This window comes from Herbiconiux moechotypicola (genome assembly GCF_024979255.1).
In the GTDB taxonomy this organism is placed as follows: Bacteria; Actinomycetota; Actinomycetes; order Actinomycetales; family Microbacteriaceae; genus Herbiconiux; species Herbiconiux moechotypicola.
In genome coordinates this window covers 15,228-28,166 of the sequence record NZ_JANLCN010000009.1, presented here as the reverse complement: position 1 = coordinate 28,166, position 12,939 = coordinate 15,228, and the positions used below count along the sequence as shown (strand labels likewise).

The 12,939-nt window shown below is 71.4% G+C and carries 11 protein-coding genes; 6 read left to right on the top strand and 5 right to left on the bottom strand.

Annotated elements, in window-relative coordinates; all coding sequences use genetic code 11:
• Positions 1-72: 72 nt before the first annotated feature.
• The 4 genes from N1031_RS14290 to N1031_RS14275 are packed head-to-tail and all read right to left on the bottom strand — an operon-like array spanning position 73 to position 3,688.
• Positions 73-1,935 carry a thioredoxin domain-containing protein gene (locus tag N1031_RS14290; RefSeq protein ID WP_259480372.1) on the bottom strand — a complete coding sequence of 621 codons (1,863 nt, stop codon included), beginning with the start codon at positions 1,933-1,935 and terminating at the stop codon, positions 73-75.
• Entirely contained in the window at positions 1,932-2,600 is a 669-nt protein-coding gene (locus N1031_RS14285) for a nucleotidyl transferase AbiEii/AbiGii toxin family protein (protein WP_259480371.1), read from the bottom strand. The genes N1031_RS14290 and N1031_RS14285 overlap by 4 nt, the downstream gene beginning before the upstream one ends.
• Positions 2,597-2,932, bottom strand: a complete 336-nt coding sequence (locus tag N1031_RS14280; protein ID WP_259480370.1) for a transcriptional regulator — start codon at positions 2,930-2,932, stop codon at positions 2,597-2,599. Before N1031_RS14280 ends, N1031_RS14285 begins: the two co-directional genes overlap by 4 nt.
• 27 nt (positions 2,933-2,959) lie before the next feature.
• Entirely contained in the window at positions 2,960-3,688 is a 729-nt protein-coding gene (locus N1031_RS14275; RefSeq protein WP_259480369.1) for a DUF1684 domain-containing protein, read from the bottom strand.
• 103 nt (positions 3,689-3,791) lie between these two features.
• Here N1031_RS14275 and N1031_RS14270 point away from each other — a divergent pair, with 103 nt between their 5' ends.
• The 4 genes from N1031_RS14270 to N1031_RS14255 all read left to right on the top strand — a co-directional run bounded on the left by N1031_RS14270 (position 3,792) and on the right by N1031_RS14255 (position 10,453).
• Positions 3,792-4,352: a hypothetical protein gene (locus N1031_RS14270; protein WP_259480368.1), complete on the top strand. Its 561-nt coding sequence runs from the start codon at positions 3,792-3,794 to the stop codon at positions 4,350-4,352.
• A gap of 70 nt (positions 4,353-4,422) precedes the next feature.
• Entirely contained in the window at positions 4,423-8,373 is a 3,951-nt protein-coding gene (hrpA, locus tag N1031_RS14265) for an ATP-dependent RNA helicase HrpA (RefSeq protein ID WP_259480367.1), read from the top strand.
• Positions 8,374-8,390: 17 nt separating this feature from the next.
• Entirely contained in the window at positions 8,391-9,599 is a 1,209-nt protein-coding gene (locus N1031_RS14260) for an MFS transporter (RefSeq protein WP_259480366.1), read from the top strand.
• An 11-nt stretch (positions 9,600-9,610) separates the two neighbouring features.
• Positions 9,611-10,453 carry an aldo/keto reductase gene (locus tag N1031_RS14255; RefSeq protein WP_259480365.1) on the top strand — a complete coding sequence of 281 codons (843 nt, stop codon included), beginning with the start codon at positions 9,611-9,613 and terminating at the stop codon, positions 10,451-10,453.
• Between the two features lie 38 nt (positions 10,454-10,491).
• On the opposite strand, the gene N1031_RS14250 is transcribed toward N1031_RS14255, so the two are convergent.
• Entirely contained in the window at positions 10,492-10,686 is a 195-nt protein-coding gene (locus tag N1031_RS14250) for a hypothetical protein (protein WP_259480364.1), read from the bottom strand.
• 180 nt (positions 10,687-10,866) lie between these two features.
• Between N1031_RS14250 and N1031_RS14245 the strand changes: the two genes are divergently transcribed.
• Positions 10,867-11,781: a DUF4349 domain-containing protein gene (locus N1031_RS14245; RefSeq protein ID WP_259480363.1), complete on the top strand. Its 915-nt coding sequence runs from the start codon at positions 10,867-10,869 to the stop codon at positions 11,779-11,781.
• A 25-nt stretch (positions 11,782-11,806) separates the two neighbouring features.
• Positions 11,807-12,937, top strand: coding sequence for a YhjD/YihY/BrkB family envelope integrity protein (locus N1031_RS14240; protein ID WP_259480362.1), 1,131 nt, complete (start codon positions 11,807-11,809; stop codon positions 12,935-12,937).
• Positions 12,938-12,939 lie beyond the last annotated feature (2 nt).

The following is a 12,939-nucleotide window of genomic DNA, read 5'->3' as shown; positions in this document are numbered from 1 at the left end:
ACCTCGAGTGTGCGCCTGGGCGCTCACACGGCGCTGACGTGCCGCTGACACGGTGTGAGCCGCCGGCCGTCCCTACCCCAGCTCGCCGGCGCGGGTGACGGGGAGGCGGCACACGAAGTCCTCGCAGAGGTAGGCGGTCGACAGCCCGTTCCGTGTCACCCGCCCCTCGAACAGGGCGAACCCCGCGTCTGCGAGATCGCGCGCCTCGTGCTCCGTCGCGCGTGCGACCAGCCCGTCGGGGTGCCGTCGCACGAGCTCGAGCAGCGCCGGCGCGTCGACGCCCGCATCCGCCTCCGGCTCCGGCTCCACCAGCACGAGCTGCACGCCCGGCCTGCCGAGTCTCGTGAGCACCTGCAGCGTGGCCCCGAACGCGAGCGGATGCTCGACCGCCGCGTCGACGAGACCCTCCAGTGCCCGCGCCGCCGCCTCCCGGTAGCGCCACTCACCCGTGAGGCCGTGCAGCAGCAGCGACGCCGAGGCGAACGCGCTCGCCCCCGACGGGTACGCCCCCTCCGAGGGATCGAGTTCACGCCCGAGCCCGCGCGCACCCAGCACCGGATCGCCGCCGCCCGGCGCGCGACCGCCCGCCTCGATCACCGCGTCGACCAGGTCTCTCCCGGCCGACGCATAGCGCACCTCTCCCGTCACCGCGGCGAGCGCCAGCAGGCCCTCGGCGAACATCCCGTAGTCCTCCAGCGTCGCCGGCGCCGACGACACCCTTCCCGCCACCGACGCCCGCACCAGCCCGTCCGTCCTGAGATGCGTCGCGAGGAGGTGGTCGGCGGCGCGCGCGGCAGCCGACACCCACTCCTCGCGGCCGAACGCGAAGCCCGCGCGCGCGAGCGCCGCGAGGGCGAGTCCGTTCCAGCCGGTGAGCAGTTTCTCGTCGAGCGCCGGGCGCGGTTGACGGGCGCGCTCCTCGGGGTCGAGCGCGTAGTAGCCGCCCTCGGTGCGCACGCCGTCGACCGTGCTCTCGGAGTCCTGCCCCGAGGCGAACCCGCCCGAGGGCAGCCGCAGCACCTCGAGCAGGAATGCCGCGATGCCGGTCGCAGCGTCCGCCGCCCACGCGCGGCCCGTCGGGTCGCCCTTCCAGGCCTCGGTGTACCGGTCGAGCAGCAGGGCGTTGTCGTAGAGCATGCGCTCGTAGTGCGGCTCCGTCCAGTCGCGGCGCGTGGCGTATCGGAAGAACCCGCCCTCGACGGGGTCGCGCAACCCCGAACCGGCCAGGGCCTCGAGTGTCCGCAGGCCGAGGGGGCGGCCCTCCGGATGCTCGAGCAAGAACCCCAGAACGGGTGCGGTGGGGAACTTGGGGGCATCGCCGAACCCGCCGAATCGGTCGTCCTCGAGCGCCGCCAGCCCACCGACCGCCCGCGTGAGCTGCGCGGGCGACGCGCCCCGCGCATCCGCACCCTCATCACCGACCGCTCCCGCCGCCCGATCGGCCTCGGCGAGCGCCGCCGCCAGCCGATCGCCCACATCGAGCACCTCGGCCCGGCGCTCCACCCACGCCTCGGTCACGGCCGCGAGCACCTGCCCGAACGACGGATTGCCCTGCACCGGGACAGGCGGCGAGTACGTCCCCGCGTAGAACGCCTTGCCCTCGGGCGTGGTGAACACGGTGAGGGGCCAGCCGAGCTGCCGGTTGAACGCTCCGGCGGCGGCCAGGTAGGCGGAGTCGACCTCGGGATGCTCCTCGCGGTCGACCTTCACCGCCACGAATCCATCGTTCAGCACCGCGGCGATCGCCGGGTCGGAGAAGCTCTCGCGCGCCATCACGTGACACCAGTGGCAGGTGGCGTACCCGATGGACACCAGGACGGGGACATCGCGCGCCCTGGCCTCGGCGAACGCCTCCTCACCCCACGGGTACCAGTCCACCGGATTGCCCGCGTGCGATCGCAGGTACGGACTGACCGCCTCCCCGAGCCGATTCACCGTTCCACCCCACCCCGCCGCTCAGCGCCGCTCGACGACCGGAGGATCGTCGTCCGAATGCGGACCCGGCCCGGCTTCCTCGCGCAGCGCCGCCGCCCACCGCACCAGCCGCTCCTTCGCCTCGTCCAGTTCCTGGGCGTCGAGACCGTAGCGTTCCACTCGTTCGAGCCGGATGCGGCGCACCTGGTCCAGCTGATCTGATCGCTGAACAGACCCGAGCGACGGATCGCATCGACGTCGAGATAATCGCGCGCCTCCGCACGCGTGAAGAGCGCGTCGACCTTGCTGCCGACCGCATCCCTGAGACTGAGCACAGGCCCGATGGCGAGGTGGTCGGGTTCCGTCTCTCGCCAGTCGACAGCGAGATCCATGTCGACGGATCGACCCCCTCCCACGGTCACCCGCAACTGAGCGAATCGGCTGCTCCGCCGCACGACATCGACGACGAACCCTGCTCGTTCGAGGTGAAGCACGAGCGCGTCAACCCCGGAGTCGAACGCGGCCGGGTCGACGTCGCTCGTGAACAGGTCGACGGCTCGGGTGGCCCGATCGGCGATGCCGTGCTCGCGGATGGCACCCGATCCGGCAAGCGCGAACGAGCGATCACCCAGGATCGTGAGAGCTGTGCGAGTCAGTTCGCGCTGCAACTCCCGCTCGGTGCTCACGCCGCGGTCAACTCCGGAAATCGGACTTCCCAGAGCCTCCGCACCCGCACAGGCAGCAGAAGTTCCGGCCAGACTTCGACGAGCAACTCTCGATTCAGAAGAGCGATCTGGTCACTCGCGCGGCCTTCCCGCAGTGTCGCTTGATAAGCCTCGATGACGTCGGACTCGTTGTCGAGATCGAAATAGTGTTCTGGCCCCCAATAGACGGTGACCGGGAGGCTCACAACGCCTCCGTTCGGGCCGCGCAGATCATCCAGCTCACGAGGCGCGTCGTAAGGCTTGATGTCGCGGTAGAACACTCGCGCATCGAACGAATCACTCGACCCGGTCATGGCTCGATTCTATCGAGAATGGCCCGCTCAGCGCCGCTCGACGACGCGCTCGCCCGCGCGGACCGGGACGGCGAGGCGGTTCGACGGGGGCGGGAGCGGGCACACGTAGAAGTCGGCGAAGGCGCACGGCGGGAGGAAGGCGCGGTTGAGATCGACCTCCACGCGATCGCCCGGCCCGGGCAGCACGCGCAGGGTGAGGAACCGGAAACGGTACGACTCCCCACCGCTCGTCGCGTCGGAGAACACCACGTGCATCCGCTCGGCCGACCCGGTGGCGGTCAGGCGCGCTTCCACCCCGCCGATGGTCACGACCACCTCGCCCGCGAGCTGCTCGGTCTCGACGTAGCCGTCGATCTCGAGCGAGTCGATCGTGGCGCCGTCCGCCGCCGCCTCGAAGCGCCCCTCGAGCACCCAGGCGGAGTCGTACGGATACGCGGCGATGCCGGCGACGGATGCGCGGCTGGGCGCCTCCGGGTCGAGCACGCGCAGCGCGACTTGGTCGTCGCGCCGCATGTGCCTCAGCAGGCGCGAGCCGACGAGCGCCTCGCCGCCCTCGTCGAGAGTGAAGGAGTCGCCCACGATCGCGGCTCCGTCGAGCCACCAGCGCCCGTCGAGCCCGTCGAGGGATTGCGGATCGGGCGAGAGCCAGTGAGTCGCCGTGAGGGAGGCGATGCCGTGCGGCGCGGTCACGGTGCGCAGCCGCGCCTCGCGCCACGTCGCCCAGTCCCGTTCGGGTTCGCGTTCGTCTGAGCCCATGCACCGAGACTACGCCCGCGGCCGTTGGCGTGACCCCCGTTCGGGGGTACGTTCGCCGATGTAGTGCCTTCCCTTCTCGTCACCCACCTGATTCGGAGACATCGTGACCCCCGAGAACACCCCCGCCCCGAGCATCCCGACCGGCACCGGCACCAACGCCACCGCTCTCGCCGAGAGCCCCGGCCTCTCCCGCCGTCAGTTCACCACCGCCGCCGCCTGGGCCGCCCCCGTGATCGCCCTCGCCGTCGCCACCCCGCTGGCCGCCGCGAGCACCGCGCCGACCCCGTCCATCACCATCTCCCGCGACAACACCGTCACCTTCACCGGAGTCGGCGAGACGCGCGACCTCGCGGGCAACTACGGCGGCACCCTGTCGGTGACCGACCTCGCGCCGGGCGCCGAGACCGGTGCGCTCACCTTCACCGTCGGCATCCCGAGCGGAGTCGTCGTCACGCCGACCGTGCCCGCCGACTGGTCGACCGTCACCACCTCGCCCACCCTCCTCGTGTTCGCGGGGCCCAGCCTCTCCTCCACCTACACCACCACCGAGCTGCCCGACCTGGCGTTCTCGGGCACCATCACCACCGGTGACCTGATCACCCTCTCCATCGACGCCGCCAACCCCGGCTACCAGGTCGCCGACGACCAGCTCGGCGTCAGCTGATCCCGGGCTGAACCCGGCGCATCACGCCGAGGGGCGTCGACCGGCGGGCCCGCCGTAGAATGGAGGGCTCATGTCGATCGACGCCCCTCTTCGTATCTCGTTCCCTCCCGAGCTGCCGGTCAGCGGCAAGAAGGACGAGATCGCGCGCGCCATCCGCGACCACCAGGTGGTGATCGTCGCCGGCGCGACCGGGTCGGGTAAGACCACCCAGTTGCCGAAGATCTGCCTCGAGCTCGGCCGCGAGTCGATCGGCCACACGCAGCCGAGGCGTCTCGCGGCGCGCACCATCGCCGAGCGCATCGCCGAGGAGCTCGGCCAGGAGGTGGGCGGCCTCGTCGGCTACCAGGTGCGCTTCACCGACCGCGCCTCGGCGTCGACCCGCATCAGGCTCATGACCGACGGCATCCTGCTCAACGAGATGAACCACGACCGGATGCTGAGCCGGTACGACACGATCATCATCGACGAGGCGCACGAGCGCAGCCTCAACATCGACTTCCTTCTCGGCTACCTCAAGCAGCTGCTGCCCCGCCGGCCCGAGCTCAAGCTCGTCATCACGAGCGCCACGATCGACCCCGAGAGCTTCGCCCGCCACTTCGCGGATGCGAAGGGCCGGCCGGCCCCGATCGTGGAGGTGTCGGGCCGCACCTACCCGGTCGAGGTCCGGTACCGCCCGCTCGCCCCGGAGCCGTCGACCGACGACGCCGACGACGACGCCACCCCCGCGGCCCCGGCCACGGCCCCCGACCCCTCCGACGGCCGCGACCTCTTCGACGCCATCGGCGCCGCCCTCGACGAGCTCGAGCGCGAGGCGCCGGGCGACGTGCTCGTCTTCCTCTCCGGCGAGAACGAGATCCGGGATGCGGAGGACGCGCTCCGGGGCAAGTACGCCGGCCGGACTGCGGCGAGCGGCAACGGCGTCGAGGTGCTGCCCCTCTACGGCCGCCTCAGCGCCGCCGACCAGCACCGCGTGTTCCAGCGGAGCGCCACCCCGGGCATCCGCCGCCGCGTGGTGCTCGCCACCAACGTGGCCGAGACGAGCCTCACGGTGCCGGGCATCAAGTACGTGGTGGATGCGGGCACCGCGCGCATCAGCCGCTACTCCGCCCGGTCGAAGGTGCAGCGCCTGCCGATAGAGGCCATCTCGCAGGCCAGCGCCAACCAGCGCTCGGGCCGTTCGGGCCGCACGAGCGACGGCATCGCCATCCGCCTCTACTCCGAAGAGGACTACCTGCGCCGGCCGGAGTTCACCGACCCCGAGATCCTCCGCACCAACCTCGCGGCGGTCATCCTGCAGATGATCTCACTGGGTCTCGGCGACATCGCCTCCTTCCCGTTCCTGCAGCCGCCGGACTCCCGCGGAGTGAAGGACGGCCTCGACCTGCTCGGGGAGCTGGGCGCGATCGGCACCGCCGCGAAGAGCGGCACCCCCGCACTCACCCGCACGGGTCGCGACCTCGCCCGGCTCCCCATCGAGCCCCGGTTCGCCCGGATGATCGTGGAATCCAAGCGCACGAACACCAGTCGCGAGGTGCTCGCCATCGTCGCCGGCCTCACCGTGCAAGACCCCCGCGAGCGCCCGCTCGACAAGCGCGGCCGCGCCGACGAACTGCACGCCCGCTTCGCCGACGCCACGAGCGACTTCCTCACCCTGCTGAACCTCTGGAACTACCTCGACGAGAAGCAGCGCGAGCTCTCCAGCAGCGCGTTCCGCCGCCTCTGCAAGTCCGAGTTCCTCAACTACCTGCGCATCCGCGAGTGGCAGGACGTCTACCGTCAGCTGCGGCAGCTGGCCAAGCCGCTCGGCCTCACGCTGGGAGAGCCGAGCGTGAACCCCGACGGCATCCACCGCTCCATCCTCTCGGGCCTGCTCTCGCAGATCGGCCTGCGCGATCAGGCCAAACGCGACTACCTCGGCTCACGGCAGACCCGCTTCTCGATCTTCCCCGGCTCGGCCCTGGCCAAGAGGCAGCCGGCCGCGGTCATGAGCGCCGAACTCGTCGAGACGAGCCGGCTGTTCGCCCGCATGAACGCGGCCATCGACCCGGCGTGGGCCGAGCCGCTCGCGGGCGACCTCGTCAAGCGCAGCTACTCCGAGCCGCACTGGGAGAAGAAGCAGGGAGCCGCGGTGGCCTACGAGCGGGTCACGCTCTTCGGTGTGCCGATCGTCGCGCGCCGGCGCATCCAGTTCGCCCGCGTCGACGCCGAGTACGCGCGCGAGCTGTTCATCCGCCACGCCCTGGTGGAGGGCGAGTGGGAGTCGCAGCAGGCGTTCGACCGCGCCAACCGGGCCTTCCGGCGCGAGCTCGAGCAGCTCGAGGAGCGGTCGCGGCGGCGCGACATCCTGCTCGACGACGAGGCCGTGTTCGAGTTCTATCAGGCGCGCATCCCCCGCGACGTGGTGTCGCAGCGCAGCTTCGAAGGGTGGTGGAAGACCGCCAGGCACGACGACCCCGAGCTGCTCACGATGACCCTCGAGAACCTGCTGCCCGAGGGCGCGCCCGAGGTCGACGAGCACGAGTTCCCCGCGCAGTGGCAGCAGGGCGACCAGCGGCTCGCCCTGTCGTACCGCTTCGAACCCGGCAGCGACGACGACGGCGTGACCGCCACGGTGCCGGTTTCGCTGCTGCCCCGGCTGGAGTCGGCGGCGTTCGAGTCGCAGGTTCCGGGCTTCCGGCGCGAGCTGGTGGTGGCGCTCATCAAGGCGCTGCCGAAGCGGCTGCGGGTGAACTTCGTGCCCGCCACCGACTGGGCGGGGCGGCTGCTCGACGAGCTGGGGCCGGATGCGCAGGGCGGGTCGGATGCACGGGGCGGGCCGGATGTGCGGGCCGGCTTCCTCGGCCGGCTGGCCGCGCTCATGTCGCGGCTCGCGCACGTGCCGGTGACGGCGGCCGACTTCGACCGCTCGAAGCTGCCCGAGCACCTCCTCGTGACCTTCCGGGTGGTGGATGAGCGCGGGCGCACGCTCGGCGCGGGCAAAGACCTCGGGGCGCTGCAGTCGCGGCTGGCCGAGGCGTCACGGGCGAGCATCGCCCGGGCGTCGGGGGGCCAGGCGAAGGACCAGGCGAGACGCCAGAGCTCCGGTCATTCGGCGACGGGCGATGCCGCCTCTCGCATCGCCTCCGCGCCCGCGGCCGCCGGTCGCTCCGGCGGCTTCCGCGAGCGCACCGGCATCACCGCCTGGGACTTCGGCGCCCTCCCCCGTCACGTCGACACCGCCCAGCACGGCGGCGTCATCCGCGCCTACCCGGCGATCGTCGACGAGAAGACCTCCGTGTCGCTGCGCCTCCTGGCCACCGCCGGCGACCAGGCCCGCACCTCGCCCGCCGGCATCCGGAGGCTGCTGCTGCTCGCGGTGCCGAGCCCGGGCTCCTACGTGCGCGACCACCTCACGCAGAACGAGCGCCTGCTCCTGGCCACGAGCCCCTACCAGAACGTCGCCGCGCTCTTCGACGACATCATGCTCGCCTGCGCCCACGAGTCGCTCACCGCGCTCCACCCCGACGGTCTGGTGTGGACCGCCGAGGAGTTCGACGCGGTGCGAGACCGCCTCTCGACCGCTGTGCTTCCGCTCGTCGACCAGACCGTCGCGACCGTGGTGCGCATCCTGACCGGTGTGCGCGACGTCGAGCGCGCCATCAAGTCGGTCACCAGCATGAACCTGCTGCCCGCGGTCACCGACGTGCGCGAGCAGCTCGCCGCCCTCGTGTTCCCCGGGTTCGTGTCGCGCACCGGTCTCGACCGGCTCGGCCACCTGCCGCGCTACCTGGCCGGCATGGTGCACCGCCTCGAGCGGCTGCCCGACAACCCCGGTCGCGACCGCGCCTGGCAGACCGAGGTGTACACCGGCATCGCCCGCTTCCGCGACGCCGGCGGCGAGTTCCCCCTTGCACCACACTCCCCCGAGAACCTCGTGCGCGCACGCTGGCTGCTGGAGGAGCTGCGCATGAGCCTGTTCGCCCAGCCGCTCGGCACCGCCGAGCCAGCCTCGCTCCAGCGACTCTCCAAACTGCTCGGCTGACCCCGTACACTTCTGTAGTGAGCAGCTACGCATCCCTTCTGAAGACGCGAGGCGTCGCCCGCATCCTCTCGGCGCAGCTCACCGCCCGATTCCCGTTCGGCATGCTGTCGCTGGCGTTCCTGCTGCACATCGAGCACACCTACGAGTCCTACGGCGTCGCCGGGCTCGTGCTGGCGGCGCTCAGCATCGGGCAGGCCATCGCCGGGCCCGTCACCAGCCGGCTCATGGGCGTGTGGGGCATGCGCCCCGTCATCGCCACCACGATGGTGATCTGCGCCCTCGCCATCACGAGTATCGCGCTGTTCCCCATGGGCATCGCGGCCGACATGGCCGTGGCGTTCGTGGCCGGCCTCACCATGCCGCCCATCCAGCCCGCGGTGCGCACCATCTACCCCAAGATGGTCAACTCGAAGCAGCTCACCCCGCTGTTCTCGCTCGACGCCTCGGCACAGGAGATCATCTGGATCCTCGGCCCCGTCGTCACCACCTTCGTCTCCATCCAGATCGGCACCGTGTGGGGCATCCTGCTCGCGGTCGCGTTCCTCGTGGGCGGCGGCACCTGGTTCCTCACCAGTCCCGAGCTCGGGCGGGTGCGCATCCCGCGCTCCAAGCGCAAGCTCGGCGTGGTGCTGAAGAAGCCGCCGGTGCTGCTCGCCACGATCGTGGGCTTCCTGCTCGTCGCCGCGTGCGCGGCCATCGAGGCCGGTGTGGTGTCGACGTTCGGCGAGGGCGGCGTGGAGGCGGGCTTCGTGCTGGCGGTGTTCGCCATCGGCTCGCTCGTCGGCGGTCTCTCGCTCGGGCACCGGCCCATCGGCCCGTGGGCGCTCGCCCGCCGCATGGCGATCGTGTTCGTGGGCACCGCCATCGCGGCCGCCTGGCTCAACGTGTGGTGGCTGGCCGGCACGCTCTTCCTCGCGGGCATCGGCATCGCGCCCGCCCTGGCGGTCATGTTCGCGATCGTGTCGTCGAGCGTGAAGTTCAGCGACACCGCGGAGGCCTACGGATGGGTGGGCACCGGGCAGCTCATCGGCGCTGCGGTCGGCTCGGCCCTCGCCGGCTTCCTCATCGACGGCATCGGGTCGGTCGGCGCCTTCGTGGTGGCGGCGGCGCTGGCGTTCGTCGGATTCCTCGTGCCGCTGCTCGGCAAGCGCTTCCATCCCGATCTGCGCGACCGCGACGCGAGTCCGCTGCCCGACACCGAGCCCGTGCAGACGGTCACGGCGTGAGGGGCGACCGCATGCTGCCTGCCCTCTCGCCCTTGCTCGCCCTCAACGACGGCCGCAGCATCCCGCAGCTCGGCCTCGGCGTCTACAAGACGACGGATGCGGAAGCCGCCGACGCGGTCGAGGCAGCGTTACGGCTCGGCTACCGGCACGTCGACACGGCGTCGATGTATCTCAACGAGCGGGGAGTGGGCGACGGGGTGCGACGCAGCGGCCTGCCGCGCGACGAGGTGTTCGTCACCACGAAGGTGTGGTTCACCGAGAACGGCTTCGATTCGACGCTGCGCTCCTTCGCGGAGTCGAACGAGCGGCTCGGGCTCGACTACGTCGACCTGTACCTCATCCACTGGCCGGCACCCCGCAACGACCGGTACGTCGACACCTGGCGGGCGCTGCTGCGGCTGCGCGACGAGGGGCTGTCGCGCTCGGTGGGCGTGGCGAACTTCCATCCGGCGCACGTGTCGAGGCTGGTCGACGAGACCGGCGAGGTGCCCGCCGTCAATCAGGTCGAACTGCATCCGTGGTTGCCGCAGGCCGCGTTACGGGCGTTCGACGCCGAACTCGGCATCGTCACCCAGGCCTGGTCGCCGCTGGCCCGCGGCCATGTGCTCGATTCCGCGCACGGTGGAGATGTCCTCGCCGCCATCGGCCGTCGGTACGGCAAGTCCGCTGCTCAGGTCGTGCTGCGGTGGCACGTGCAGCTGGGGCTGTCGGTGATTCCGAAGTCGGTCTCGCCCGCGCGCATCGCCGAGAACATCGACGTGTTCGACTTCGAACTCGACGCCGACGACCTCGCGGCCATCGCGGCTCTGGAGACGGGCGAGCGCACGGGCGTCGACCCCGACGACCGCAACTGAGTCGCGGCCCGGCGTCGACGCCCGAACCGGCTCGCGGGTCAGTCGCGCAGCGACTCCTTGTAGTCGTTCTTCGCCTTGGTGGCGTCGCGCTCGGCCTCGGCCTTCTTCACGTTCTGCTCGGCCTTCGCCTCGTCGACCTTGTCGCCGATGCGCTCCTTGGCGTCGTCGAACGCCTCGCCGATCTTCTTGCCGGTCGCCTCTGCGGCGTCTTTGGCGTCGTCGATGAATCCCATGATGGCCTCCTCGGTCGTGGTTCGCGGTCGACGCTACGACGGTCGGCCTCCACCCGCACGGGGGTCTCGGGCAGTTTTCAGGCGCCGCTCCGGCGGCGCTCGATAACGAGCGGATAACCATCCGGGCAATCCCAGGTGCCGCCCAGACAAGGCCTCCCGCGCATCCCTACAGTGAGCCGCATGAGACGTTCGATCCTCGCATCCGGCGCCGTCGCCGCCGTGCTCCTGCTCGCCGGCTGCTCCGCCTCGGGCGGATCGGCGTCCGACTCCGGCGTCGCCGGGCCGGTGCAGATGGAGCCGGGCCGTGATGCCTCCACCAGCGAGGGCGGGGCGCTGACGGAGGCGGGCTCCGAGGCCTCCGCCGACCAGAGCGTCATCACCACGGGCTGGGTCACCATCACGGTCGACGACCCGTCCGCGGCCGCCGAGCGTGCCATCGAAATCGTCGGCGACGCCGACGGCCGCATCGACTCCCGCAGCCAGCAGGCCGGAACCGACTCGCAGCGCTCGAGCGCCCAGCTCGTCATCCGGGTGCCCGCCGACGCGCTCGACGACACTCTGGATGCGCTGGGCGAGCTCGGCGAGGTCGACCAGGTGTCGCTGAACTCGAGCGACGTCACCCTGCAGGTGCGCGACCTCGACGCCCAGATCGCGGCGCTCGAGGCCTCTGTCGACCGGCTGCTGCAGCTCGTCGACCAGGCCGCCACCACCGCCGACCTCGTCGAGCTCGAGACCGCCATCTCCGACCGCCAGGCACAGCTGGACAGCCTGAAGTCGCAGCGCGAATACCTCTCCGACCAGATCGCGTACTCCACCGTCACCCTCGACCTGGTCGAGAAGGGCGCCCTGCCGAGCAACGTGCCCGGCGACTTCTGGAGCGGCCTCGCCGCCGGCTGGGCCTCGCTCACCGCGGCGCTCGCGGGCTTCGTGGTGGTGATCGGCGTGCTCATCCCCTGGCTGCTCCCCCTCGCGGTGATCGCGGCCGTGATCGTGCTCATCGTGCTCCTCAGCCGCCGCCGTCCGCGCCCGGCGCCGCCCACGGCCGCACCGTCCGAATCCACGCCCGCCCCCGAGCATCCCGAACCCCGCACCTGACCGAAGGCGTGGCAGGGTGGGTGGCATGAGCGCGCCGCCCCCTGACGAGACCACCCCGAAGGCGCGCATCGCCGCGCTCATCGCCTGGGTGATGGCCCTGCGCCCCGTGCGGGTGTTCCTGCGTTTCGGCGCGAGCGGGGGCGAGATCATGGCCTCGGGCATGTCGTTCCAGGCCGTGTTCGCGGTGTTCGCGGGCATCTGGGTGGGATTCTCGATCTTCGGCATCGTGCTGGCGACCGATCCCGACGTGATGGACGCCGTCGTCGCCCAACTGAGCAACGCCATCCCCGGCCTCATCGGCGACGAGGGTGCGATCGACCCCGAGGCGCTCAGCCAGGCTCGCATCTTCGGCTGGACCGGTGCCATCGCGCTGGTCGGCCTCGTGCTCACCGCGGTGGGCTGGCTCGCGTCGACCCGCGACTCCATCCGGCGCATCTTCCGCCTCGACCCGCCGTCCACGAACCCCGTCCTCCTGAAGCTCAAGGACTTCGCCCTCGCCCTGGCCTTCGCCGTCGCGATCGTGCTCTCGTCGGTGGTGAGCCTCGTGAGCAACCAGGGTCTGTCGTTCGCCTTCGGCCTGCTCGGCATCGACTCCGAGTCGACGGCGGCGCTCGTCGTGGCGTGGCTCGTGGGCGTGGTGATCGTGTTCGTGTTCGACACCCTGGTGCTGGCGGTGGCGTTCCGCGTGCTGTCGGGCGTGAAGATCCCGCTGCGCCGCCTGATCGCGGGCGCCGCGCTCGGCGGGGCCGCGCTCGGCGTGCTCAAGGTGCTCGGCAGTCAGCTGCTCGGCGGCGCCACCTCGAACCCGCTGCTGGCCTCCTTCGCCGTGATCATCGGCATCATGATCTTCCTCAACCTGGTGTGCCGGGTCATCCTCATCTCGGCCACCTGGATCGCGGTCGGGATGGACGACGCCGGAATCGACGCCCGCTCCCTCAGCCCCGAGCAGAAGGAGGCCGAGCGGCTGCAGCGGGTGGCCGAGGCCCGCGACACCCTCGCCGAGGCCGAGCGGGAGCGCCTGCGCGAGCTGGTCGCGACCTCGCACGGGCTGGCGCGGCGGCGCGCCCGCAAGAAGCTCGAGCGACTCGAGGCCGACACCGAGGCCGAGACCGGTGCCGAGTCCGCCCACGACCAGGGTGTCGGTGGCCGCCGATAGGC

Excerpts from the sequence above, each read along its gene's own strand:
- N1031_RS14280 (WP_259480370.1), bottom strand. The coding sequence starts at position 2,932 with ATGACCGGGTCGAGTGATTCGTTCGATGCGCGAGTGTTCTACCGCGAC.
- N1031_RS14275 (WP_259480369.1), bottom strand. The coding sequence starts at position 3,688 with ATGGGCTCAGACGAACGCGAACCCGAACGGGACTGGGCGACGTGGCGC.
- hrpA (WP_259480367.1), top strand. The coding sequence starts at position 4,423 with ATGTCGATCGACGCCCCTCTTCGTATCTCGTTCCCTCCCGAGCTGCCG.
- N1031_RS14255 (WP_259480365.1), top strand. The coding sequence starts at position 9,611 with ATGCTGCCTGCCCTCTCGCCCTTGCTCGCCCTCAACGACGGCCGCAGC.
- N1031_RS14250 (WP_259480364.1), bottom strand. The coding sequence starts at position 10,686 with ATGGGATTCATCGACGACGCCAAAGACGCCGCAGAGGCGACCGGCAAG.
- N1031_RS14245 (WP_259480363.1), top strand. The coding sequence starts at position 10,867 with ATGAGACGTTCGATCCTCGCATCCGGCGCCGTCGCCGCCGTGCTCCTG.
- N1031_RS14240 (WP_259480362.1), top strand. The coding sequence starts at position 11,807 with ATGAGCGCGCCGCCCCCTGACGAGACCACCCCGAAGGCGCGCATCGCC.